Source organism: Caballeronia sp. GACF4, from assembly GCF_023631025.1.
In the GTDB taxonomy this organism is placed as follows: Bacteria; Pseudomonadota; Gammaproteobacteria; order Burkholderiales; family Burkholderiaceae; genus Caballeronia.
Genome location: NZ_JALQDW010000007.1, coordinates 59,292 through 84,486, shown reverse-complemented (window position 1 = coordinate 84,486; position 25,195 = coordinate 59,292). Strand labels below are relative to the sequence as shown.

The following is a 25,195-nucleotide window of genomic DNA, read 5'->3' as shown; positions in this document are numbered from 1 at the left end:
AGGACTCGAACACATGAAGACCACGTTTCTGGATTTCGAGCAGCCGATCGCTGAACTCGAAGCGAAGATCGAAGAACTCCGCTTCGTTCAGGACGATTCCGCTGTCGATATTTCGGAAGAAATCGAGCGGCTGTCGAAAAAGAGCCAGCAGCTCACAAAAGATCTGTACGCGAATCTGTCGCCGTGGCAGGTATCGCAAATCGCGCGGCACCCGCAGCGTCCGTACACGCTCGACTACGTGAACGAGCTGTTCACGGACTTCCATGAACTGCATGGCGATCGTTCCTATGCGGACGATCTCGCCATCGTCGGCGGTTTTGCGCGTTTCAATGGCCAGCCGTGCATGGTGATCGGCCATCAGAAGGGTCGCGACACCAAGGAGCGCGCATTGCGCAACTTCGGCATGCCGCGCCCGGAAGGGTATCGCAAGGCCGAGCGCCTCATGCGTCTCGCCGAGAAGTTCAATCTGCCCATCTTCACTTTCGTCGATACACCCGGCGCGTATCCCGGCATCGGCGCGGAGGAACGCGGGCAGTCGGAAGCCATCGGGCGCAATCTCTACGTCATGGCGGAGTTGAAGACGCCGATCATCACGACGATCATCGGCGAGGGCGGTTCGGGCGGCGCGCTTGCCATCGCCGTGGCCGACACCGTCATGATGCTGCAATTCTCCACGTACTCGGTCATCTCGCCGGAAGGCTGCGCGTCGATCTTGTGGAAGAGCGCGGCCAAGGCGCCGGAAGCCGCGGAAGCGCTCGGGCTCACGGCGCATCGGTTGAAGGCGCTGGGTCTCATCGACAAGATCGTGAACGAACCGCTCGGCGGCGCGCATCGCGACCCCAAGGGCATGGCGGCGCTTTTGCGTCGCGCGCTTGCCGATTCCCTGCGCCAGTTCCAGGGCATGAGCGTGCAGGATCTGCGCGAGCGCCGCTTCGACAAGCTGATGGCGTACGGCAAGTTCAAGGAAACGCTGCCGGGCGCGTGATCCGCGTTCCTCATGGCGAACTTCGACACTGAAACCCCGGCCGGCCGCCTCGTTATCGAGGCGTTGCGCGGCGCTTTGTCGGAGGCGGCGCTGCCCGCCGACTCGCTACTGGCCGTCGCGCTCAGCGGCGGTCTCGACTCCACGGTTCTTCTCGATGCCGCCGTGCGCTGCTTCGGCGCATCGCGCGTGATCGCGCTGCATATCCATCACGGCCTGAGCCCTAACGCGGATGCGTGGGTATCGCATTGCGAGGCGCTGGCTGCCTCGCTCGATGTGCGATATGCGTCGCGTCATGTCGATGTCGTCCGCATGGGCGGCGAGAGTCTCGAAGCGGCCGCGCGCGATGCGCGTTATCGCGCGCTCGACGATCTCTGCGACGAGCAAGGCGCGGCGGCGCTTCTGATCGCGCATCACGCCGACGATCAGGCCGAAACCGTGCTGCTGCAATTGCTGCGCGGCGCGGGCGTCGCGGGCCTCGCGGCGATGGCGCCGCAGCGTCTTCACGCAAGCGAGGTGCTGCGTCTGCGTCCGTTGTTGCGGCTGCTGCGCGCGCAACTCGAGCAATACGCGCATGAGCGCGACCTGAGCTGGATCGAGGACGAATCCAACGCCGATACGCGTTATGCGCGCAACGCGCTGCGGCATGACGTGCTGCCGGTGCTCGCCGTGCATTTCCCCGGCTTTCGCGATGCGCTCGCGCGCACGGCGTCGCATGCCGCTTCGGCGCAACGCTTGCTCGACGAGCTGGCGGGCATCGACATGGAAAAGGCGCGGCACGCGGAAGAAGGCGCGCTCGCGCTCGATGCGCTGCTCGCACTCGACGACGAACGCGCGACCAATCTGCTGCGTTATTGGATGCGAGATCGCGGCTTGCAGGCGCCATCCACCGCGCGTGTCGCGGACATTCTGCGTCAACTGCACGCAGCCGCCGACGCGCGCGACGGGCACGCGCTTCGTATCGATCATGTGGGACACGCGCTGCGGGTTTATCGCAATGCGTTGTTCTGGGAGAAGGCCGACAGCGCCGATGCACCCGATCTCGACGACGGTCCGAGTCAAGCGAGAGCGTTGGTCGAACTGCGCTGGCAGGGCGAGGAAGTCTGGCGTTTGCCGCAGTGGCGCGGGTCGCTGGTGTTCGAGCCTGCCGCCGAACCGGGCGATGACGTCATCGCCGAAAGCGTGTTGCGCGCCGCGCCGTTGAGCGCGCGTTCACGCGCGGGCGGCGAGCGTTTGCGCGTTGCATCCGATGCACCTAGCCGCACGCTCAAGAATCTCTTCCAGGAGCGCGGCGTGCCAGCGTGGAAGCGCGATGTGCCGCTCATCTTCATCGGCGCGTTGCTGATGTTCGTGCCGCTCGTCGGCGTGAATCGCGAAGTCGAAAACGCGAAGGGGCCGTGGCGGCGGTTGATCTGGCGGCCGGATTTGTTGATCGCCTGAGGGGTGCGGTGTCCAGCTGGCAGCGAGTTTCCAGTACGGGAGTGCAGCAACTTGCGCACACCTCTTTTCGGGATGGTCCGCCGCAAACCCGTTAAAATAGATGCCCAGCCGCTTCATCTTGTAATTTCGGCTTCGATCCGGTACCGTAGCTCGTTTGTCCGCTTGGCGTTTTGCTCGTCATCTCCGTCCAAAAGACGTGATATTCAACGTTAAATCGCCAGCCATCGCGCGAATTCGCTGCGTACCAACTGCGCGACTTTCATGCGCGATTGGCTAACGCAACTGCTGCCTGGTATTGCAATCCGGTACCCCAAGCACGCGGCGGCATATGCGCCAACGCGTCGCGTCGCCAGCTTCAAATCATCCCCGAAGTGATCGGCCACAACGCTTAAAGCGCATTGCAACGAGCGCATGAAGCGCGGTTTTCCTTCCAGTTCAAAACGACAATGGCACTCATCGTACACAAATACGGCGGCACTTCGATGGGCTCGGTCGAGCGCATCAAGAACGTCGCCAAGCGCGTCGCCAAATGGCACAAGGCAGGCCACAAGCTGGTCGTCGTGCCCTCGGCGATGTCCGGCGAAACCAACCGCCTGCTCGGCCTCGCGAAAGACATCACGCCCAATCCGGACCCGCGCGAACTCGACATGATCGCCTCCACCGGCGAACAGGTCAGCGTGGGCTTGCTCGCCATCGCGCTGCACGCCGAAGGCCTCGAAGCCGTGAGCTACGCCGGCTGGCAAGTGCCGATCAAGACGGACAGCGCGTTCACCAAGGCGCGCATCAGCGAAATCGACGGCGAGCGCGTGCTCAAGGATCTCGATGCGGGCAAGGTCGTGGTCATCACGGGCTTTCAGGGCGTCGATCCGGAAGGTCACATTGCCACGCTCGGGCGCGGCGGCTCGGACACCTCGGCGGTCGCGATCGCCGCGGCGCTCAAGGCCGACGAGTGCCTGATCTATACCGATGTCGACGGCGTCTATACGACCGATCCGCGCGTCGTCGAAGAAGCGCGCCGGCTCGACCGCGTGACCTTCGAAGAGATGCTGGAGATGGCGAGCCTGGGCTCGAAGGTGCTGCAGATCCGTTCGGTGGAATTTGCTGGCAAGTATCAGGTGAAGACGCGTGTGCTTTCGAGCCTGACCGACCCGCTTATGCCGCTCGAAAAGGAAATGCACTCGGGCACCCTGATTACTTTTGAAGAAGACGAGAACATGGAAAAAGCAGTGATTTCTGGCATCGCGTTTCAGCGCGACGAAGCGCGCATCGCCGTGATGGGCGTGCCGGACAAGCCGGGCGTCGCGTATCAAATTCTCGGACCTGTCGCCGATGCAAACATCGACATCGACATGATCATTCAGAACCAGAGCGTGAACGGCAAGACCGACTTCACGTTCACGGTGGGCCGCGGCGACTATCAGCGCGCGCTCGAGATCCTGAATGGCCAGGTGAAGGGCCACGTGCAGGCCGAGACCGTGCTGGGCGACCCGAAGGTGTCGAAGGTGTCGGTGGTGGGTGTCGGCATGCGTTCGCACGTGGGTATCGCGAGCACCATGTTCCGCACGTTGTCGGAAGAGGGCATCAACATTCAGATGATCTCGACTTCCGAAATCAAGATCTCCGTGCTGATCGACGAGAAGTACACCGAACTCGCGGTGCGCGCGCTGCATAAGGCGTTCGAGCTCGATCGCGCTTGAGTGTTGCGTGAGTCTTGTTTGAGTGTGGCGTTGAGCGTTGCGACGGGTTCGAGGGCTCATGCACTGTTGCGGTTCGCGTAAGCCATGAGCCGATGCGTAATCGATTGGAAAAAATCGTTATGCGAATTTGACCGACGCGGGCGAACACGCTATTATCTCGATCTCGTTGCACTGCACTCCCGGTGCGGCGAACAGTTTGGGAGACGTGGCCGAGTGGTCGAAGGCACTCCCCTGCTAAGGGAGCATCTGGCTAAAAACTGGATCGAGGGTTCGAATCCCTCCGTCTCCGCCAGTAGTAGTAGAAAAGCCCCGCAAGGTTAAAAACTTGCGGGGCTTTTTGTTTTTGGGCGGTGATCGGGCCCGGTCGCGTGAGATTCAAGCTTAGCTGGCGTGGACAACTTCTAGCAGCCATGCATGGCGATTCGCTGTGTCGCTTGCCAGAGCAGTGCTTGCGCGGAACTGTCTCCCTCTTTTTCAAGCGCGGGGTTGTCTGCGTCTTGAATTCGAGCAATCGCGCGTCTGGCATGATGGGATCGCGTAGTCAAACATCGAAAACGCGCACACGCACACGCTCCATTCGATCCACACGTTGATCGCAGTATGCTCCGGCGGCGCTGTCGGAACCCTTAGCCGCCGCGCACGAACAGTAAGCGCGCGAAACGTCCGCCGCGCAGAAATCTAACCTCTAAAACGCGTGAAGCCGGACCTCTCATCCGGATCGAGCCGTCTCGCTTTCTTTCGCACGTCTCTCCGAAAATCGATGGTTATCCCTCGATACAAACGGAATTATCCTAACGGTTTACACATTTTGTCTCGGAATTTCTTGGAAGACTAAGACATGTCTGTAAAAGAGCTTACGCGTACGTCGATTAAGCCTAAGAATGCGATGAAATTGCACAGTTTATGTCCTGATCGCTGCCAGACTTTTTACAACTGCTAGTACACTTGCTCGTTGTTAGCATTTACATCAAAGCCCGTGAATTTTAGTAACGGCGATTTGGCAGCCGCCACCCTATGGTTCATCCTCTTAAGACATTTCCCAATAACGCTTGCGGCTCGTCCGTTGATATAGATTCAAAGGCCGTTACTGGAAATGGCGGAGCGCCTTGAAAGGTCAGCGTGAAACAAAGTGCTTTAGAAGTTGATAGGTCATTAGGGCCTGAAAGCGGTGATAATGAAAAGCATAAACAAGCGGACTATCTCGCATGTTTGGCAGGAAAGAAGAAGCCAATATTCACGCTTATTTTGATCTTGCGCAGAAAGGCTTTCGATTTTTAGGTTGAGGACTTGGTGGTGATTTCGATGTTGGTTGTGTTGATCGCGCTTCTGGTTTCCTTTGTTTCGGTACTGTTCATTGTTCGCTTCGAGCGCTGGCATGGTTCCTTCTCAATGGACCGCGATCTGGATGGGATTCAAAAAGTCCATGCGGTTGCGGTGCCACGAATCGGTGGTGCGGGCGTCATCGTCGCAGTCGCTGCTTCGTTACTCTTGAATGCCTTTCTGAATCCTTCGCGTAACAGTAGCGAAGCTCTAATTTTGCTTGGCTGTTCCTTGCCCGCGTTCTTGTCAGGTTTCGCCGAGGATCTGACCAAGAGAATCAGCCCGAGAACGCGTTTGATCGCGTCCATGATTGCGGCACTGCTTGCTTGCTTCGCGCTGCGGGCGGTGGTTACACGGGTGAACTTTTCTTATGTCGATGCAGTGCTTGTTTTCTCGCCGATCGCGATTACTCTGACAGTATTTTCAGTATCTGGCGTGGTGCATGCAATTAACATCATCGACGGTTTGAATGGGCTTGCATCCGTTGTTGCGATCATCATTTTAGCGTCGATCGGCCTAGTGGCGTTTCATGTGGGCGACTCGACAATTGTTATTGTCTCGTTGACGCTGATTGGTGCGATTACCGGTTTTCTTGCCTGGAATTTTCCGATCTCCCGAGTCTTTCTCGGAGACGGCGGCGCGTATTTCATCGGTTTTCTAATCGCCGAGTTGCTGATCTTGCTCACCATGCGCAATCCCAGCATTTCGCCGCTTTACGCAATTCTGGTAACGATCTATCCAGTCTTCGAAACCGTCTTCTCGATCTACCGAAGAAAACTCGTGCGTGGTTTGCCTGCCGGTGCGCCTGATGCGGTTCATTTGCATACACTGGTTTATCGTCGCGTGCTTGGCGGAGAATTGAATCGATGCGATTCACGCGCCTTAAGTCTCAGAAATTCCCGGGCATCTCCTTATTTGTGGACGCTGACGCTTTGCGCGGTCGTTCCGGCAACCTTGTTTTCAGAATCTCCAGTTCTTCTCGGCGCGTCGGCAGTCCTCTTTATTGCCACCTATGTCTGGTTGTATGCCGCCATCGTGAGATTTCACGTGCCGGCTTGGCTTCGGCCAGCGCCTGTCAAGGAGCAACCTATTGTCGTGCACGCTGAACAATAAAACCGTCTCTGTTTTTAACCCTGAAATTTTGATTGAGAACACGGACTAAGGCCGACGCCAATTCAGCGTCAAGCCAGTGTTTAACCGAATTGAATTGAACACCCGCAAGCAATGGTTGATTTGAAATTTTCCGGCCGTCTCAAGTTGGCTCTCGCTATCGCAATGCTGCCCGCCCTGCTTGGCGCATGCGCGCTTGCCCCTGGCATGCGACTCGATCCCAAAGCACCAGTCGACTCTTCCGACCCAGCCTCAACACCTGACATCGCGACCATCACGCCGCAACTGGTCAGGCAGCAAAAGGCTGAGCGCGATGCTACGTCCCAAGGCGATTATCGCCAGCTTATCGGCTATCCCAGTCATTACGTCATCGGGCCGGCCGATGTGCTTTCCATCATCGTATGGGATCACCCCGAACTGGTCGTTCCAAATCTGACCTACAGCATCGGCGATACAGCCGGCACGCTGCCCAATGGGCCGGGTCTCAGCACACAGACGGTCCCCGGCTTCGTCGTCGGGGATAACGGCGACATTCAGTTTCCCTATATTGGAAAAGTGAAGGCTTCTGGCGGAACCGTCGCTCAATTGCAAGCGACGTTGAAGCGCCTTCTCACGCCTTATCTGAGAAATCCGCAACTGACGGTAAGCGTAGTCGCCTATCGCAGTCAGCGCGTGTTCGTGGAGGGCCAAGTCAATCAGCCTGGCATCAAGCCGATCACGAATGTCCCGATGTCCCTGTCGGAAGCGCTCAGCGAGGCCAATGGCGTCACCGCCGGCGTGGGCGACACGAGCCGGATTCAGATCTTGCGTAACGGCCGGACCTTCCAGATTAGCTTGCCGCAACTCGCGGAACAGAAACTCGATGCATCGATGATCTTCCTGAAAGACCGCGATGTCGTTCGTGTCTTGCCGCAGACCTATAACCAGGTGTTCGTCACCGGCGAAGTAATGCGCCCGATGACGCTGTCGATGCACGACGGTCGGCTCACCTTGAATGACGCACTGGCCTCGGCTGCCGGCGTGAATCCTTCGACGGCCGAAGCGGCAGGAGTTTATGTCGTACGTCCGACCGAAGACCCGGCCGCGCCGCAGGTCTTTCATCTCGACAGCACGTCGCCGGTGGCACTGGCACTCGCGGAGCATTTCGAGCTGCAGCCAAAGGATGTCGTCTATGTGGACGCCACCGGTCTTGCTCGCTGGAACCGCATTGTCAATCTGCTTTTGCCGAGCGCGCAAGGCGCGAACATCGGGCGCCAGGTCGCGGGCTATTGATCATGTCCTCACGCACGACTCGCATGAACGATCGCACAGGAGTCTCGGGATGATCGACTCGGTTCTCCTCGTGTGCGAGGGAAATATCTGCCGCAGTCCGATGGCAGCGGGTTGGTTGCAGTCGAAAGTGCCGTCGCTGGAAGTCTGGTCCGCCGGAATCAGCGCGCTTGCCGGACAGCCGGCCGATCCATACGCACAAGGCGTGATGAAGGATCACGGCATCGACATCTCATCTCATCGTGGCGCGCAGTTGAGCGGCTTCGACTGCAAGCGCGCCGAGTTGATCCTCGTAATGCAGGAACAGCAAAAGCGCTATCTGGAGAAGCGATATCCGTTTGTAAAAGGTCGCGTCTTCAGGCTAGGTCAATTCAGTAACTTTGAAGTACCGGACCCGTACCGAAAAGAACGGAATGTTTTCGAAGACTGTTTTGACTTGATCGAAAGAGGACTTTCGGACTGGGTCGGGCGAATTGAATCAACGCGTTGAAAGTTATGAAACAAGAGAATCTACCGGTTATGTTGCATGGCGAGAGCAGCGATCAACTAAGTATCGTCGAGTTGCTGGACGCCCTGTTGGATCACAGAAAGCTGATTGCCATCGTCGCTGCGCTATTCGTGATCGTCGGCGCAATGTATGCGTTTCTCGCGACGCCGGTTTATAGCTCGCGCATTCTGGTAGCCGTCGAAGATTCTTCCGATGCGGCCAGCGCTAAGAACCTACTTAGCGATGTTTCCGCCATGTTCGATGTCAAATCGTCAGCGGATGGCGAAATCCAGATTCTTGGTTCGCGGCTCGTCGCGTCCGGAACGGTCGACGCGCTGAAACTTAATGTCGAAGCGAAGCCACGCTATTTTCCCGTGTTCGGTAAATGGATGGCATCTCACAACGACGGACTGTCGAATCCTGGGGTATTCGGTTGGGGCGGTTTCGATTGGGGCAGCGAATCGATCGAGCTTGCCGCCTTCGAGGTTCCCCGCAAGCTTCAGGGACGTAGCTACGACCTGACAGTGCTAAAGGACAACCGGTACAGCCTGAGCGGTTACGGACTGGAATCTCCAGTGACGGGTTCTATCGGCACCGAAGAGAAGTTCAACTCGAGCTTCGGCGCGCTCACCCTGAAGGTCACCAAGCTGTCCGGAAGACCGGGCGCCAGCTTCGTCCTGAAATCCCGTTCGAGCCAACTCACGACCGATGACCTCATCAAGTCGCTGCAGATCATCGAGCAGGGCAAGCACTCGGGCGTGATTTCCGCGACGCTCGAAAGCACGGACCCCGTGCTTCTGAGCGACACGCTGAATGAACTCGGCCGCCAATACGTCAAGCAGAATGCCGACCGCAAAGCGGCTCAAGCGGAACATTCCATCTCGTTCCTCGACGCTCAGCTTCCCGTCATGAAGCAGCAACTCGAAGACGCTGAAGCGAAGTTGAGCGAATATCAAAACAGTCACACGATCGTGGACTTGTCCGAGGCCGGCAAGGTCAGCTTGCAGCAATCGGCCGACGCGGAGACACGCCTCATCGCGATGAAGCAAAAGCGCCAGGACTTGGCGACGCGTTTCGGTCCGATGCATCCGTCGTTGCTCGCTATCGACGAACAAATTGCGACGAACCAGAAGCAGATCGATAGCATCGCCGCGCAGATTCGCCAGATGCCGCTGACCGAGCAGGACATGCTCAAGCTTCAGCGGGATGTGCGTGTTTCGACGGACCTGTATGTCGCCATGCGCAGCAACGTCGAGCAGTTGCGTCTGGTGAAGGCGGGCAAGATCGGCAATGTACGGATCGTCGATACCGCCGATATCCCCGAGCGCCCGGTCAAGCCGCGCAAGCTGATCGTCATGGCCGCAGCGGCGATCGCCGGTCTGTTCCTCGGAACCTTACTCGCTCTCGTGAAGGACCGCTTGTTCACGGGCGTCACCGATCCGATCTCGCTGGAAGAGCACACCGGTCTCAGCGTCTACGCCACGATTCCCGTTAGCGACAAGCAGGCCGAACTCATCCGTAACCTGCGAAGCGACGGTTCGCGCCCGCTGGTGCTCGCGAATCTGTATCCGAACGATCCAGCCGTGGAGAGCCTGCGCAGTCTTCGGACCGCGTTCAAGTTCGTCGCATCGGGCGGAAAAAATAACGTCGTGTTGATCGCGGGTCCGACACCGGGAATCGGCAAGTCGTTCGTGTCCGTCAACTTCGCGACGGTGCTGGCGTCGAGCGGCGCCCGCGTGTTGCTCATCGATGCGGACATGCGCAAAGGTTATCTCAACCGGTACTTCGGTCTGGGGCGCGATGCCGGGCTGTCCGACGCGATATCCGAAGCCAGGTCGGTCGATTCTGTCGTGCATCGGGACGTTCTTCCCAATCTCGATTTCGTCTCGTCGGGCAATTATCCGCAGAACCCTGCGGAAGTGCTCTCGCATAAAAACTGGGGCGATTTCATCTCGGCGGCATCCCGTGCCTATGACGTCGTCATCGTCGACGCGCCGCCAGTACTCGTCGTTTCCGACGCGGAAACCATCGTTGGCTCGGCGGGCAGCGTCTTCCTCGTCACGCGCTCTGGCGTGACGCGCGGCGGAGAGGTCAGCGAATCCATCAAGCGTCTGACGCAGACCGGCACGCAAGTCACCGGCTTGCTGTTCAACGCAATCAAGCCGCGCGGAAGGATCTATGGCTACGGCGGCCGGTATCAAAGCTATCGCTATACCGGAGACGGTTACTACCAGGACCGCTCCTGATCGCAGCACTCGCTAAAGCACGCCGTGACGAATTCGGCGTCGATGTTTCAAGCGAAGCATCGAGAAACACTGAAGGTTGGTTAAACGAAATGTTAGAAAATCTCCGTATTGCAATCATCGGTCTGGGCTATGTAGGTTTGCCTCTTGCCGTCGAGTTCGGTCGCGGGCGTCCCGTAGTCGGCTTCGATATCAACACGACGCGTATCGATGCGCTGAAGCAGGGTATCGATTCGACGCTCGAAGTAAGTACCGAGGAACTCGCGCGCGCAAGTCAGCTTAGTTTCAGCGCCGATGCGGCGGATCTTGCCAAGTGCAACTTCTTCATCGTCACGGTGCCGACGCCAATCGACGCGTACAACCGGCCCGACCTCGGCGCGCTCATTTCGGCAAGCCAGACCGTCGGCAAGGTGCTGAAGAAAAACGACATTGTCGTGTTCGAATCGACGGTCTATCCGGGCGCCACCGAAGAAGTCTGCGTACCCGTGCTCGAGCGCGTCTCTGGTCTCAAGATGAACGTCGACTTCTTCGTCGGCTACAGTCCCGAGCGCATCAATCCCGGCGACAAAACGCATCGCGTAGTGGACATTCGCAAGGTGACGTCCGGTTCGACGCCGCAAACCGCGCGCAAGGTCGATGCCGTTTATCGCGAGATCATCACGGCGGGAACGCACATGGCGGAGAGCATCCGCGTGGCCGAAGCCGCGAAGGTCATCGAGAACACGCAGCGTGACGTGAATATCGCGTTGATCAACGAACTCGCGATCATCTTCAATCGCATGAATATCGATACCGAGTCCGTGCTGCGCGCGGCGGGTACAAAGTGGAACTTCCTGCCGTTCAAGCCGGGTCTGGTTGGTGGTCACTGCATCGGAGTCGATCCTTACTATCTGACGCATAAGGCCGAAGAGATCGGATATCACCCGGAGATCATTCTCGCGGGTCGTCGCCTCAACGACAACATGGGGCAGTATGTCGTCGCGCAACTCGTCAAGGCGCTGGCGCAGAAGCGCATTGCTATCGCCGATGCGCGCGTGCTCATTCTCGGTCTCACGTTCAAGGAAAACTGCCCGGATATTCGCAACACGCGTGTCATCGACATCGTCAGCGAGCTTGCAGAGTATCAGGCGCATGTCGATGTCTGCGATCCGTGGGCGCTTGTGCACGAGGTCAAGGACGAATACGGCATCGATCTCGTCGAGTCGCCTGAGGCGGGTGCTTATGACGCGATCGTTATCGCGGTCGCTCACGAGCAGTTCGTCACGCTCGGAAAGGGCATGCGCGATTTCGGCAAGAAGGAGCACCTTCTCTACGACCTCAAATATGTCTTGCCGGCCGATGGTTCGGATCTGCGCCTGTAAGGATACTCACGATGAATCGCTATCAGGTTATCTGCGAAGCGTTGCGAGCGAATCCAGTGCGATGGCTGGTCACGGGCGCGGCGGGATTCATCGGTTCGAATCTCGTCGAGACGCTGCTCAGGCTGAATCAGGAAGTCGTCGGGCTCGATAACTTCGCGACCGGTCATCGGCGCAATCTCGACGAAGTGGCGACCTCGGTGTTGCCGGAGCAATGGTCACGCTTCACGCTGATAGAAGGCGATATCCGCAATGCGCGAGATTGCGAGACCGCTGTCGCTGGCGTGAAGCATGTGCTGCATCAGGCCGCCTTGGGATCGGTGCCGCGTTCGCTGAACGATCCGGTCGCGACCGATCAGGTGAACATCGGTGGCTTCCTCAACATGCTGGTCGCCGCGCGCGATGCAGGCGTATCCAGCTTCACCTACGCGGCGTCCAGTTCGACATACGGCGATCATCCGGCGCTTCCCAAAGAGGAAGCGAATATCGGACGTCCGCTTTCGCCTTACGCCGTCACGAAGTATGTGAATGAGCTCTATGCAGAAGTCTTCGCGCGCTGCTACGGCTTCAAGGCGACGGGCTTGCGCTACTTCAACGTCTTTGGCAAACGCCAGGACCCGAACGGCGCGTATGCGGCGGTCATTCCGCGCTGGATCGCCACGATGATGAGCGGCGAAGACGTGCAGATCAATGGCGACGGCGAGACGAGCCGCGACTTCTGCTTCGTCGATAACGCGGTACAGGTCAATCTGCTCGCAGCAACGGCGAGCGATGATGTGCGCGGACAGGTCTTCAACGTCGCACTCGGAGATCGCACGACGTTGAACGAGTTGTTCGGCTTGGTGCGTGACACGCTTGGAGAATACGGCATTCGATACGATCGGCCGCCGACATACCGCGCGTTTCGCGCAGGGGACGTACGTCATTCGCAGGCCAGTATCGAGAAGGCGAAGTCGATGCTTGAATATGCCGACGGCGTGCGGCTCGACGAAGGCATTCGGACCGCCGTGCCGTGGTATATCGCGTCGACGAAGACGCAGCGAAACCACGTCCAATCTTCCGATGCGAGCAACGGTAATACATCACGATGAAGGTTCTGCATGTCATCAGCAGCCTCGATCGCGGTGGCGCAGAGGCGGTGTTGTTCCAGGTTGTGTCGCACGGGCGCACGAGCGGCATCGAGCATCGCGTGGTCTGTATGCGCGGAGAAGGGTACTACACGGCGAAGTTGCTCGAACAAGGCATCGAAGTCGAAGCGCTGAATTGTTCGAAAGGCCGAATCACGCCGCGCGCGTTGCTTCGTCTCTGGTCGGTCATGCGCGCATTCGGCCCGGACGTCGTGCAGACCTGGATGTATCACGCTGATCTCATCGGCGGCGTGCTTGCCTATCTGACGCGCTTCAAGCCGATTTGCTGGGCGGTTCACCACGCGAATCTCGATTCCGACAAGAACACACGCATGACGGTCCGGATTGCGAAGATGTGCGGATTGCTCTCGCGCTTCGTGCCGGACCGCATCGTGTGCTGCTCGAAACGAGGCCAGGCCGCGCATCAACAGATCGGCTATGACGGCAGCAAGTTCTCGTGGATCCCGAACGGCTACGACATCGAACGCTTCTCGCCGGATCCTCATGTGAGGGCCGCGCAACGACAGCTCTGGCAAGTCTCGGACGATATGCCGCTTATCGGATGCGTGGCGCGTTGGAATCCTCAGAAAGACCATCCGAACCTGTTTCGCGCCGCGGCGATGCTCGCCGATAATGGCGTCGCTTTCAAACTGGTGCTCGTCGGCGCCGACATGACATCCGCGAACGCCGATCTTCTCGCATCGCTCGATGCTGTCGGTTTGCGCGAACGCGTGCTTCTGGCGGGACCGTCGGACGATATCCCAGGCGTCATGAACGCGCTCGATATCCACGTGCTGCCGAGCGCTGGGGAAGCGTTCCCGAACGTGGTCGCCGAGGCGATGGCTTGCGGCACGTTGAGCGTGAATACCGATGTAGACGACGTTGCCACGATAGTCGGTAGCGAAGGATGGGTCGTCCCGCCTGGTCATTCAGTCGCGCTTTCAAAGGCGCTTGGTGCAGCAATTGCAATGATCCGCACGACTGAAGGTAAAGCGCGCAGGGAACGTGCGCGCACTCGCATTGTGAGTAACTTCGGTCTCGAGCGGATGCAGAAAGCGTATGAGTCAATCTGGCGCGAAGTCGCCGCGCGCGCGGGCAAGGTCGTTCCGCGGCATCGCAGAGAGAAGCGGACATGAGCTTCGGACTGGCCTCCAAGCTTCGGGCCAAGCTTGCGAACGCGCATCCGGATCATCGCAGGATAGCGAAGGGCGCCGCATGGGTGTCACTCTTCGTGCTGATGGGCAAGAGTGCCGGCGCCTTCAAGGAAATGGCGATCGCGTATCGCTATGGCGTGAGCGGTATCGTCGATGCCTACCAGTTGTCCTTCACGCTCGCCACATGGATACCTTCCATGCTCGTCACGGTGCTCAGTACCGTGCTGATTCCCGTGCTCGTGCGCATGCGCAACGACGACACGGACACGCTCGCCAACTTCATCGGCGAATTGCGTGGCTTGGCGTGGCTCGTCGGTCTTGCCATCGCCAACGTGCTCGTTTTCGCATCGCCCGTGGTGATCGCCTATGTGGGTGGACCGCTGCCGGAGCATACGAGATCGCTCGCGATGCAATTTATCGTCGGCATGTCGCCGCTCGTGCCGCTTACCTTGCTCATGTGTATCGATGCCGCGCGCTTGCAGGCACGCGAGCGGCATATCAACACGTTGCTCGAAGCCGTGCCGGCTGCAGTGCTCTTTTTGGTGGTGATCCTCAGTACCGGTTCGTCGATCAAGCCGCTTTACATGGCGGTTACGCTCGGACTCGCGCTGCAAGTCTATTTGTTGTCGATGTTCGCAAGGCGTGCGGATAAGGTCCGCGCTCCCATTCGCTTCGGATTCAGTTCGCCGCAGTGGCGGGCCATGGCGCATTCGATCGGCGTCATGCTCATCAGTCAGGCCATCCTTGCTTGTATCGTGCCTATCGATCAATACATGGCGACCCGTGAAGGCGCTGGAGCGGTCGCCACGCTTGGTTATGCCAATCGGCTGATTGCGTTGCTGATGGGTCTCGGTGCATCGGCAATCGGAAGGGCGACGTTGCCCGTGTTGACGCAGACTATCCGTAATGGCGAACGCGAGCGCGCTCGATCCATGGCGATCAAATGGGCCTACGTCATGTTCGGAATCGGCGCCGTGGCGGCATGTGTCGCTTCGTTCGCCGCGCCTTTGATCGTGCGTGTGCTGTTTCAACGAGGCGCCTTCACGGCGGTCGATACTGAACATGTCGCGGTCTTGCTTCGCTGGTTCACGCTGCAATTAGCGCCAGCATTTGCCACATTAGTGTTGATGCAGATGGCTGCCAGCGAAGGGCGCTATCGGTCGATCGCGTTCATCACATGCGCAGGCTTCGTCGCCAAGGTCGCGGCCAACTTCGCCTTCACACCAATGCTCGGTTTGGCCGCGCTTCCTGTAGGCACTGCTGTCATGGCCGGCGTCGTGTTCGTTCTCTATCTTTTCTCCATCCACGAGAACGAGGAAGAGGACATGGAGCAAGAGCATGGAGCCTGATTTCTCGCCGATGCCTTGTCTGACGCGATCGCCGACTTGGAATCGCCTCACCCGCATGCCACGCATTGTCAAGTTTTCTCGATGACGTTCATCTCTGTTATTACCGCCAGCTATAACCGTGCGGCTCAGTTGCCAAGCTTGTTCGCCAGCCTCGAAAAACAAAGCGACAGAGATTTCGAATGGATAGTCGTCGATGATGGCAGCGTCGACAACACGCGCGCGCTTTGCGAGCGCTGGGCTGACCAGGTCGATTGGCCGCTGCGCTACATTCAGAAACCGAACGGCGGGAAGCATACCGCGCTGAATCGGGGCTTCGCACTTGCGAAGGGCGAATTGATCATCACGGTCGATAGCGATGACACGCTCACGCTCGATGCCATCGCGACGATTCGCGAAAACTGGTCGTCGTGTCGAACCATTCCCGACGTATGCGGCATGAGCTTTCTGAGACTGCGCGCGGATGGACGCGTGATCGGTGACCGTTTCGAGCCGGACCGCGAGTTGGCGACATACATCGATATGCGCATCAATCGCGGCGTGCGTGGCGACAAGGCCGAAGTCTGGCGCGCAGACATCTTGAAGCAGTTTCCTTTTCCGGAAGTCGAAGGCGAGCGCTTCATGATGGAGTCCGCCGTATGGGGAATGATCGGGCGGCGGTATCGGATGCTGCACGTGAACATCGGCTTCTATGTTTGCGAGTATCTGTCCGATGGTCTGACGCGAGGCGGCGCGGCGCTGACGGTCCTGTGCCCGGTCGGGTCCGCACACGGCATTCGCTGGGCAATCGCGCCGCCGGTCAACATGCGCACGCGGCTCGTGATGACGTGGCGGCTCATTGCTTACGAGTTTTTGGCGCGACGTTCTGTGTACCAGATCGCGATGGCGTCCGGGCATCGCTTGCAGGTGCTGTTGAATCTGCCATTCGGATCAGCGCTTTATTTGTACTGGCGGTTCAAGTTTCGACGTGAGTTAGGTCGGTAGGTCATGAAAAAAGTCGTTCTCTTTGCCAATACGGATTGGTACCTTTTCAATTTTCGTTTGTCGCTCGCGAAGTATCTTCGGGACAATGGCTGGTCGGTGTTGCTCATGTCGCCGCCGGGGCCTTATGTCGCGGGGTTAGAGGACGCCGGATTCCGCTGGCTTCCCGTGCCGATGCAACGACGCAGTCTGAACCCCTTGCGGGAACTCTTGCTGGTCTTGCACCTATGCCGCCTGTTTCGCAAAGAGCGGCCAGATGTCGTGCATGGGTTCACCATTAAATGCGCGGTGTACGGTTCGCTTGCGGCGCGTCTCGCGCGCGTCAGGCAGCGCGTCAACGCTGTGGCAGGTCTCGGCTTCGTGTTTACGAACGATTCGTTGAAGGCGCGCGTCTTACGACCGCTGGTCAAAATATTGATGCGCGCGACGTTGAATGGCCGCGGCGCATCGCTGATTCTCCAGAATCCGGACGATGTCGCGATGTTCATCAACGCCGGGATCGTCGACAAGTCTTGCATCCACCTCATTCCCGGATCGGGCGTGAACGTACAGAAGTTCGCCCAACGCGCGAAGGACACGAGCGGCACGCCACGACCGATTCGCGTTTTGCTGGCTGCGCGCCTGCTGTGGGACAAAGGCATCGCGGAATACGTGGAAGCGGCGCGCGCGCTGCGAAACAGCCAGCGCTCGTTCGAATTCCTGCTCGCCGGCGATCCCGACGAGGGCAATCCTGCTTCGGTGCCGACAAAAACGGTTGAGGCCTGGGTCGAGGAGGGCACGCTGACTTGGCTCGGTCATGTCGGTGACATGCCGGCGTTGCTACGCGACATCGACATCATGGTGTTGCCCAGTTATAGAGAAGGATTGCCAAAGGCGATGATCGAAGCCGCAGCATGCGGCATCGCGCTGGTGACGACGGACGCGCCGGGTTGTCGCGAGGTCGTGAGTCAAGATGGCGTCGATGGCTTGCGCGTTTCGGTGAAGGACGGCGTCGCGCTGACAGATGCAATCGCGCGTCTGCATGACGACCCGGTGTTGCGCGAAACGATCGGTGCCCATGCGCGCGTTCGCGCGCTCGCAGAGTTCGACGAAAGGATCGTGATCGAGCGGACCGTTGCGGTGTATGGAACAACGCAGAACGCTTGAGACCGATCATGATAAGCAGAAGAGTTGCGCTCAAAGTCATAGCGTCGATGCCTCTGGCGCATGGGCTTGCGTGTCAGTCGGCGGCGGCTAAGATATCGAATGAAGACGACGTCGTGCATGCGAGTGTCTTCGGCGTCGTGAGCGATGGCGTGAGCAATGACACGTCGCGTCTTCAGGATGCGATCGATCGCTCAGTTGGCAAGACGTTACTCATTGGCGGACAATGCCGCATCGACACGCAAGGACTGAGTCTGCGAAGCGGCTCGCGCGTTCGCTTCGAACCGGGCGCCTCGATCAAGTTGCTTGCGCATGACACGCCTTCGTATCAAATGTTGCGCATGTGGGACGTGAGCGACGTTGTGCTGGAGAACGCGACGCTAGACGGCAGTCGTGAGTTGAACTCGGCGCAGCCCAAAACGCATTCGGAAGGCTACGGCATGGGCATTTCGATAGCAGGTAGTTCAAAAATCACGATCAAATCGGCAACCACGGTGGGTTGCTGGGGCGACGGTATATACCTGGCGAACAGTTATCAGCCGACCAGCATGCCGCCTCAGTATATTCACGTGATTGACCATCACGCGAATAACTGTCGTCGACAGGGAATCTCCATCATTAGCGGAAGGAACGTTTTCATTGAAGGCGGTCTGTGGGAGAACATCGGTGGAACGGCGCCGTCGGCGGGTCTGGATATCGAGCCCAATTCGAATCGTGACGTGCTGGAAAACATCAGGATCGTCAACCCTGTCACGCGAAACTGCAAGATCGGCATCCTCGTCTATCTCTTGAAGATTGCCGGTGTCGAGTCCAAGGACGTGCAGATCGATATCAGCGGTCAGCGCGATGAATCCGCGAAGATCGCCGCCTTTAGCGTTTCAGGTCTCGATACCAAAGGTTCAATTGTGAAAGGACGAATCGTCAATCGATCGGCGACCTGGATCAAGCCAAAGCTTCTTTCCGTCGAAAGCCACGATTACGACAAGCGCGGACCGCAGATCGTAGTAACAAACTTGAAGACTATTCGATAACCGGCGCACTTTGCCGACGACAACCTCGCAAGGCAGCAAGCCGGCGCCGAGCGCATTATCCGACCTAAAAGAATTTCGATGAAAGCCAGAATGACTCAAGCGCCGAGTCCAGCAGTTCCCCGTCGCAAAACTCAGGCGCGCGCCTACCTGACTACTCCTGGCGGCTGGCTATTCATCCTCATAGCGATTCTGTTGCTGGTGGTGGTTGCGGTAGGTGATCGTACGATGCTGCTAGATCAGGACAATTACCTGGAGTACTTCAGCCAGACAACGTGGGAGTGGTTCGTCAATCTTTATCAGACACGCACTTCAACGCTCAGTTTTGTCATCAGCACGGTGACGGAGGAATTCGGCTGGCGTACCTGGTTGATCGTATTGAATGCGTTCGGCGTAACACCCGATATTGGTGTAAGACTGACCGTCGTATTGGCGAACGCACTTGTCATTGCGGCGCTTTTAGAAGTCCGGCGACCGCTACTAGGGCTGCTTCTTTGGGCGGTCGTTCCGGTAGCCTTGGCTACGGTCGGACTGTTTCAAATCCGTCAAGGTTTGGCATTCGGCATAGCGATGCTTATCACGCTGCGCTATCAGCGGCCCGTCCTCGGATGGGTGCTCGCGAGCTTCGTTCATACGACCTTCGCGATACCCGCGTTGCTATTGCTCTCCATTCGAGCGTGCGGAGATCGAAAATGGCGAGCGTTGATCGTTTCGAGTTTGACGGCGTTCGTACTCGCCGCCGCGGCGGGCTATCTTTTCAATAATTTCGGCGGCAGGCGAGTCGAGGAATATGCGGACTACCAGGACGATTTCACTATCCGGCTGCTCATCCTGTTGATCGTCTATGCAACGGCTTCTGTCATTGTGCTTTATACGCAATGGAAAGAGAAGGGCACAGCGAAGGACAAGGTATGGACGGAGCTATGCACGATGCACGTTGCGCTCATGGCTTATTTGGTCTTTGCGTATGTGCTGTTTCCGTTTGGGAAGGGACGCGTGTGGTATTGCATAGCGTTACTGCTGCCGTACGTGATTTCGCAAATTCGATTCAGGAACGCGTTCGTGATATGGTGGACTGCGCTGATTCTTCTAGCCCTGTCGGCAGATGCCCTCAAGAATTATCAGGCTGATGTCTACAGCTATTTTCTTCATTAGGCGATATCAACGGCGCGTCGAGTCGTAGGCGCCGTGCGATTCGTGTGAGTCGTAATCTGTCATGTCGTTTTCATGGATGGGTCGGCGCGCGGCGGCATCGTCGGTGTCCACGCCAACGCGCGTGAACAACTCGTCCCACACGCGAAGAATCGTATTCGTTGAATATCGCTCGCGAACGGACTTTGCACCTTTGCGACTCAGTTCGGCACGCAGCGTGTCATCGGTGAGCATCCTTTGAATTGCAGCGGCTAACGCTTGCGGATTGGCGACTGGCACAAGCAGCGCGTCCTGCCCGTCGCGCGTGATGTAGCGCGGACCACTGAGACAATCGACAGCTATGGCGGGAACGCCTAAAGCCATACTCTCGGCGAGCGCGAGGCCGAATCCTTCGAAGCGGGATGACATGACGAATGCCTGCGAGCGCAGAATCTCCGTCCATGGATTTTCGGTGACACCCGGAAGAAAGATGCGCTGGGTCATACCTCGCCTTTCGATCTCCGCTTCGAGCGATGCGCGTTCGGCGCCTTCACCCCATATCCACAGATCCCATTTCGGGCATGCATTCGCAATGGACGAGAATGCGTCGATCAAAAGGCGATAGTTCTTTTGCGGATGCAATCGTCCGAGCGAAACGAGGCGCATGCGCGCGCCGGTTTCGATAGACGGCGCCGACTGCCGGAACAACTCGTCAGGCAGCGGATTTGGGACGACAGCAATATGTCGCATGCCGGGCACCGTTGTCTTGAACGGCGCGACGACATTTTCGGTGAGCACCGTTATCGCGCTGGCATGCGGGTAAGTCAGACGAGTAAGCAGTTTCCATAACGCGGATCGGCCGTCGCGAGATGGATCGTTATGTTCGCAAGCGATAACCGGAATGCCCAAGCCTAATGTTGCAAGAATTGCGGCTACGTTGACATTGGTTAAAAAGGAAATCACAACGTCGGGACGGTTCTCCCGGATGAGCGAGCGCAAAGCCCGCTGCCGCTGAACGAAGCTCGATAACTTGCCGCCTTGACTCCCTGCACGGTCAGTCAGATAGATGAAGCGAACGTTCTCGGAAATCTTGTAGAAGCAATCACCCTTACCGCTATATGTAGCGACCAGCGTGACATCGTCACCGCGCTCACTCCAGGCATTCACGAGCGTGGCCGCGACCCTTTCCGCGCCGCCGCTTCCCATGGAACTCACCAATAGCGTGATTTTCATTTAAGTGATGCTCCAATTGGATGAGCTAACGAGGGGATGTCGCACTGTTGACGATCAGAGAAGTTACGAGTCTTTGAGGACGCTGCGAGTTTGACCACGGGACATCAAGACGATGGCATAGGTATGCAGTCTGAAGTCACGCTTGTGGGCTATGTAATCGCGTTCGCGTAATGGCGGATGGTTTCGCACGATGAACGACACGAGCGAGCCAAGGTGAAGAAAATCGGCTCTGACGAAAACGACGCGATCGAAAGCTAAAGAAGACTAACGATCTTATCATCGGAGCGAGTCTATCGATGTCTTTTGGAATGCAACTTTGTGGAGATGGCGTGCTCAGGGTCCAAGCTTAGAAACTTTGCGGAGCACGCCAGCCAAGTCTCGGACGTGCCACGCGTCACACACCGACCGAATGGCAGATTGCAATATCAGGATGGTTCAGGAGAAACTCTCCGCCCGGACGAGGTCTTCCACACGCAATAAAGAACGAGCGACGCACGATCATGTATGAGAGTCAGTTCCCATCTTCGATCGTTCAAACGGCTGGCGTGCAAAAATAGCGAATACTTACTCGAACCATTCAAAAAAACAGGCAGTGTATGGAGGCGACGAAGTTGATCGTGAATGTGATTTTTAACGTGCTTGGAACGGCGGCGCTGATCGTCGTTTTGCTTTTGGGAAGTATCGCAATTTGGGACATTCTGCGCGGGAAGTAGGCGGCAAGTTCACTCATCCGCCGGTACTACCATCAATCGCCGCCACTTTCCCATGAGGCGTGCCGGTCTCATCGGCGTCATCGGCCAGGCAACACGTGACGCATGTCACGCCCTACGCCGCCGAGCCCAACCTTTAAGACAAGTCCGCTATCCGAGTTAACAATCGGAAACTAATCTTGCGCGTTGATTGTTTGGAAGCAGTCAATTGCAAGACAGCCTGCGCTGTCTCGATTATTTTCTTGCCTGAATTCGATTTGCGTGTTCTGGCGACGCCTTTCTCACGGTTGGCTCACTCATGGTAAGTATCAAAAAGGTAGCGGCGCCGCTTTTCGTCTCGCTGCTCGGTATCGCTAGCGCGCACGCTAGCGAATTCTCCGGCCCCTTCGTCGGCGCGAAGCTCGGCTTGAATTTCTCCGATGCAACCGGACACGATTTCGAGGAATCGACGCACACGACGTTCTTTCCGGGCCTGACGGCAGGCTATAACGTCGATGTCAACCAGTTCGTGGTCGGCGTCGAAGGATTCGCTGATCTTCACGCTGGTTCCACGACCAAGAAGGACGGCGGCATCGACGTAAAAATCGGCATGCCTATCGACGGCAACATCATGCCCTACGCGCGCGTGGGCTTCACTGGCACCTGGCCGGACACGCGCTTGCACTACGGCGCGGGCGTCGAGTATAAGTTCGCGAAGCAATGGAGTGTCGCTGGCGAATACACGGCCGACACGACACACTGCGACGGCGGCCATCGTCGTAACGACAGTCTGACCGTCGGCGTGCATTACTACTTCTGATCGTCACGAATCGGAATGGAAAGCGCGAGCAACCGCTGCTCGCGCTTTTTTTTGCCCCGTCCTTACTTGCCCGACGCAATCCGATCCTGAATGTGCTTCGCGCGCGAAGGCGACGACGGGTGCGAATCCATCATGCTCGACTTGCCGCCGTCGATCGTCGCGAGCTTCTGGAACGCCGTCACGAGGCCGGCCGGGCTGTATCCCTTCTTTTTCTGCATGTCGAACGAGTAATCGTCGGCGGCGCTTTCTTGCGATTGCGAGAATTGCGCCTGGACGAACTTCTCGGACAAGTCGCCCAGTTGCGATGCCGACAGATTCGCCACCGCGCCGCCCGTCGATGCCGCCGCCGAGCGCACGGCCGAGGTCGCATAAGCGAGCTGCATCGCCTTCTTGGTGTGGCCGAGCGCCACGTGACCCATTTCGTGGCCCACCACGCCGCGCACTTCGTCGTCGTTCATTGCGTCCATGAGGCCGCTGTACACGCGCACGCAACCGTTGGCCATCGCCCAGGCGTTGACATCCTTCGTGACGTAGACCTTGTAGTTGACCGGCACGCCATTGATGTTGTCGCCCAGTTGCTTCGAGATGCGGTTCAGACGCTGCGTGTATTGACTCGACGCCGGCGCAATCTTGTTTTCCTTGTCCAGGTCCGCGCACGATTTGTCGGAGAGCGTGCGCACATCGGCGTCACTCAGCGTGAAGGCTTGCGATGCGAGCTGGCCAGACTGCAACAGCGTGTCGGGATTGAGTGCATTCATGCTGCTGCAGGAGATGAGCGCGCACAGAGCAGGCGCCGCGAGCGCCAAGCGGATGAATTTCATGTTTCGGTCTTCCTAGAATTGTTTTTGGGGCGTCCGTGACGCGATGCTTCGCGCACGGAGCGGCATCGTCGATGTCCGTCGAACAAAAAGCTAGCGGAACATTCTGATTTTGCTTACGGACGTTGACAATTCGCTGTCGGAAAAGTGCGGAAAAAGCGGATCAATCTGCGGCGCGCTGGTTTGCCGCGCGTACGCGAGCGGCGGTCGGATGAGTGGACGCGGCGTCCATGGATAGCGCCTGCGCATCGGGCAGGGCGTCGCTTGCGAGTTGCGTCAGCGTGTGGCCGGGCGGCATTTCGACGAAGACATTTGCGCCGAGTTCGAACAGCGCGATGGTCGATTCGTGCCAGCGCACCGGATAGCGCAAGTTGGTCGCGAGGTCTTCGCGCACGGCATCGGCGCGACGCAGCACGCGTGCGCCGCGATTGCCGACATATGGAACGCGTGGCGCATCGAAGCGGACTTTCGCGGCAGCTTCGATCAATTGGGTGGCCGCGTCTTCGAGCAGCACGCAATGCGAAGGCACGCTCACCGCTAACCGTTCGGCCTTGCGCGCGCCGCGTTCGAGCGCGAGGCGGCTCACGGCTTCGAGCGCATCATCGCTGCCGGATACGACGATTTGACGCGGCGCGTTCAGATTGCCGACATAGGCATCGGCGTGACCGTCGGCGATCACGCGTGCAATCTCTCGTTCGTTCAGGCCGAGCACCGCCAGCATGCCGTAGCCGTGCGGATACGCGTTCTGCATGAGCGTCGCGCGCAGGCGAACGAGGCGCAGGGCATCGTCGAACGCAACGGCGCCGCTCGCCACCGCCGCGCCATACGCGCCGACCGACAAACCCGCGACGGCTTCCGGCTCGATACCTTCGGCCGCGAGCGCGCGCGCCGCCGCCACGGCTGCCGCCAGCAACGTGACTTGCACCGCGACGGTCGACTCAAGCGCGGTGGCGTCATCGAGTTGCAGGATGTTTTCGCCGAGGATGTCGGATGCTTCGGCGAGCGTCTGCCCGATGACCGGATGCGGTTGCTCGCCGCCCAGCCGATGCAAAAAGCCTGGCGTCTGCGCACCCTGTCCCGGAAAGAGATACGCGATCATGCGGCTGCCCACGGATCGGCGACGAGTCGCGGCCCGTCGGCGTGACGCAGCATCACGCGTAGATTCGCGCGCGCGAATTCCGCGAGCGAGAAGGCGGCTTCCGGCGTTTCGATCTGCACGTCGATGCGCGTGCCGATCTCCCGCGCGGTTCGCGACAGTGTGTCGAGAAGCGCGGCGGCTGCATCGCGCGAAAGCGGCGAGGGCGCGCGAATCACGATGTCGAGATCGCTTTCGGGTGTGACCGTGGGTGTACCGCTCGCGAGTTCGAAGCCTGTGCTGCCGGCGGGGCCCCAGGCGAGTCCCGTTGCCTGGATCGAAGACGAGATTGCCCGCAGAAGCGCGAACGCGGGCAAGTGTGCGCGGTCCGAATCGGGCGTGCGTTCGAGCAAGGCTTCGGGAGACAACGCAGACGCGATCGACCGTTGATCGATCCACGCGCCGAAGCGCTCGCCGCGCGTCGAACCGCGTACGCCGATGGGAATTGCGTCGCCCAGGCGCGGCGCACGGCGGACGACGACGAAAGGTGAGCGCGCGAGCGAGGTGGCGACCCAGGACGGCACGCCGGGCGCGAAGAGAAGCGAGACCGCGACGTCCGCGCCGCCTCCGGCCGATGACGACAGCGTGTCGATCTTCAGCAGGTCATGTGGCCGTATCTCATACTGCCTTGCGTTCATCATTGTTCTCATCGGTGACGCTTGCTGGGCACGCGCAGTCACGAAT

20 protein-coding genes and 1 tRNA gene are annotated in these 25,195 nt (G+C 58.6%); 17 read left to right on the top strand and 4 right to left on the bottom strand.

What is annotated here, in order from left to right:
- The first annotated feature begins 13 nt into the window (after window positions 1-13).
- The 16 genes from NCR40_RS08565 (at window position 14) to NCR40_RS08490 (ending at window position 19,840) form a co-directional block, all read left to right on the top strand.
- Entirely contained in the window at window positions 14-985 is a 972-nt protein-coding gene (locus NCR40_RS08565; protein ID WP_244825547.1) for an acetyl-CoA carboxylase carboxyltransferase subunit alpha, read from the top strand.
- Between the two features lie 12 nt (window positions 986-997).
- Complete coding sequence (tilS, locus tag NCR40_RS08560) at window positions 998-2,422, top strand: tRNA lysidine(34) synthetase TilS (RefSeq protein WP_250465164.1); 1,425 nt, start codon at window positions 998-1,000, stop codon at window positions 2,420-2,422.
- A 446-nt stretch (window positions 2,423-2,868) separates the two neighbouring features.
- On the top strand, window positions 2,869-4,119 hold the full coding sequence (locus tag NCR40_RS08555; protein ID WP_244825543.1) for an aspartate kinase: 1,251 nt from the start codon (window positions 2,869-2,871) through the stop codon (window positions 4,117-4,119).
- Between the two features lie 199 nt (window positions 4,120-4,318).
- Window positions 4,319-4,411: transfer RNA gene (locus tag NCR40_RS08550), tRNA-Ser, on the top strand.
- A 998-nt stretch (window positions 4,412-5,409) separates the two neighbouring features.
- Window positions 5,410-6,552 (top strand): MraY family glycosyltransferase, encoded by a 1,143-nt coding sequence (locus tag NCR40_RS08545; RefSeq protein ID WP_250509338.1) that lies wholly within the window; start codon window positions 5,410-5,412, stop codon window positions 6,550-6,552.
- A 162-nt stretch (window positions 6,553-6,714) separates the two neighbouring features.
- On the top strand, window positions 6,715-7,821 hold the full coding sequence (locus tag NCR40_RS08540) for a polysaccharide biosynthesis/export family protein (RefSeq protein WP_250509219.1): 1,107 nt from the start codon (window positions 6,715-6,717) through the stop codon (window positions 7,819-7,821).
- Between the two features lie 49 nt (window positions 7,822-7,870).
- Window positions 7,871-8,308: a low molecular weight protein-tyrosine-phosphatase gene (locus NCR40_RS08535; protein WP_250509218.1), complete on the top strand. Its 438-nt coding sequence runs from the start codon at window positions 7,871-7,873 to the stop codon at window positions 8,306-8,308.
- A 5-nt stretch (window positions 8,309-8,313) separates the two neighbouring features.
- Window positions 8,314-10,551, top strand: coding sequence for a polysaccharide biosynthesis tyrosine autokinase (locus NCR40_RS08530; RefSeq protein WP_250509217.1), 2,238 nt, complete (start codon window positions 8,314-8,316; stop codon window positions 10,549-10,551).
- Window positions 10,552-10,640: 89 nt separating this feature from the next.
- Window positions 10,641-11,909, top strand: coding sequence for a Vi polysaccharide biosynthesis UDP-N-acetylglucosamine C-6 dehydrogenase TviB (tviB, locus tag NCR40_RS08525; RefSeq protein WP_250509216.1), 1,269 nt, complete (start codon window positions 10,641-10,643; stop codon window positions 11,907-11,909).
- Window positions 11,910-11,920: 11 nt separating this feature from the next.
- Entirely contained in the window at window positions 11,921-12,997 is a 1,077-nt protein-coding gene (locus NCR40_RS08520; RefSeq protein ID WP_250509215.1) for an SDR family oxidoreductase, read from the top strand.
- Window positions 12,994-14,169 carry a glycosyltransferase family 4 protein gene (locus tag NCR40_RS08515; protein WP_250509214.1) on the top strand — a complete coding sequence of 392 codons (1,176 nt, stop codon included), beginning with the start codon at window positions 12,994-12,996 and terminating at the stop codon, window positions 14,167-14,169. The genes NCR40_RS08520 and NCR40_RS08515 overlap by 4 nt, the downstream gene beginning before the upstream one ends.
- On the top strand, window positions 14,166-15,536 hold the full coding sequence (murJ, locus tag NCR40_RS08510) for a murein biosynthesis integral membrane protein MurJ (protein WP_250509213.1): 1,371 nt from the start codon (window positions 14,166-14,168) through the stop codon (window positions 15,534-15,536). Before NCR40_RS08515 ends, murJ begins: the two co-directional genes overlap by 4 nt.
- An 81-nt stretch (window positions 15,537-15,617) precedes the next feature.
- Window positions 15,618-16,517 carry a glycosyltransferase family 2 protein gene (locus tag NCR40_RS08505; protein WP_250509212.1) on the top strand — a complete coding sequence of 300 codons (900 nt, stop codon included), beginning with the start codon at window positions 15,618-15,620 and terminating at the stop codon, window positions 16,515-16,517.
- A gap of 3 nt (window positions 16,518-16,520) precedes the next feature.
- Entirely contained in the window at window positions 16,521-17,660 is a 1,140-nt protein-coding gene (locus NCR40_RS08500) for a glycosyltransferase family 4 protein (protein WP_250509211.1), read from the top strand.
- Window positions 17,657-18,688 (top strand): right-handed parallel beta-helix repeat-containing protein, encoded by a 1,032-nt coding sequence (locus NCR40_RS08495; RefSeq protein ID WP_250509210.1) that lies wholly within the window; start codon window positions 17,657-17,659, stop codon window positions 18,686-18,688. The genes NCR40_RS08500 and NCR40_RS08495 overlap by 4 nt, the downstream gene beginning before the upstream one ends.
- Window positions 18,689-18,766: 78 nt before the next feature.
- Entirely contained in the window at window positions 18,767-19,840 is a 1,074-nt protein-coding gene (locus tag NCR40_RS08490; RefSeq protein WP_250509209.1) for an EpsG family protein, read from the top strand.
- A 6-nt stretch (window positions 19,841-19,846) separates the two neighbouring features.
- On the opposite strand, the gene NCR40_RS08485 is transcribed toward NCR40_RS08490, so the two are convergent.
- Window positions 19,847-21,049: a glycosyltransferase family 4 protein gene (locus NCR40_RS08485; RefSeq protein ID WP_250509208.1), complete on the bottom strand. Its 1,203-nt coding sequence runs from the start codon at window positions 21,047-21,049 to the stop codon at window positions 19,847-19,849.
- Window positions 21,050-22,057: 1,008 nt separating this feature from the next.
- Between NCR40_RS08485 and NCR40_RS08480 the strand changes: the two genes are divergently transcribed.
- Window positions 22,058-22,558 (top strand): porin family protein, encoded by a 501-nt coding sequence (locus NCR40_RS08480; RefSeq protein ID WP_250509207.1) that lies wholly within the window; start codon window positions 22,058-22,060, stop codon window positions 22,556-22,558.
- Window positions 22,559-22,620: 62 nt separating this feature from the next.
- Here NCR40_RS08480 and loiP read toward each other — a convergent pair whose 3' ends face one another.
- The 3 genes from loiP to NCR40_RS08465 form a co-directional block, all read right to left on the bottom strand.
- Window positions 22,621-23,379, bottom strand: a complete 759-nt coding sequence (gene loiP, locus NCR40_RS08475; protein ID WP_244825525.1) for a metalloprotease LoiP — start codon at window positions 23,377-23,379, stop codon at window positions 22,621-22,623.
- Window positions 23,380-23,539: 160 nt separating this feature from the next.
- Entirely contained in the window at window positions 23,540-24,475 is a 936-nt protein-coding gene (mdcH, locus tag NCR40_RS08470; RefSeq protein WP_250509206.1) for a malonate decarboxylase subunit epsilon, read from the bottom strand.
- Window positions 24,472-25,152: a malonate decarboxylase holo-ACP synthase gene (locus NCR40_RS08465; protein ID WP_250509205.1), complete on the bottom strand. Its 681-nt coding sequence runs from the start codon at window positions 25,150-25,152 to the stop codon at window positions 24,472-24,474. The genes mdcH and NCR40_RS08465 overlap by 4 nt, the downstream gene beginning before the upstream one ends.
- Window positions 25,153-25,195 lie beyond the last annotated feature (43 nt).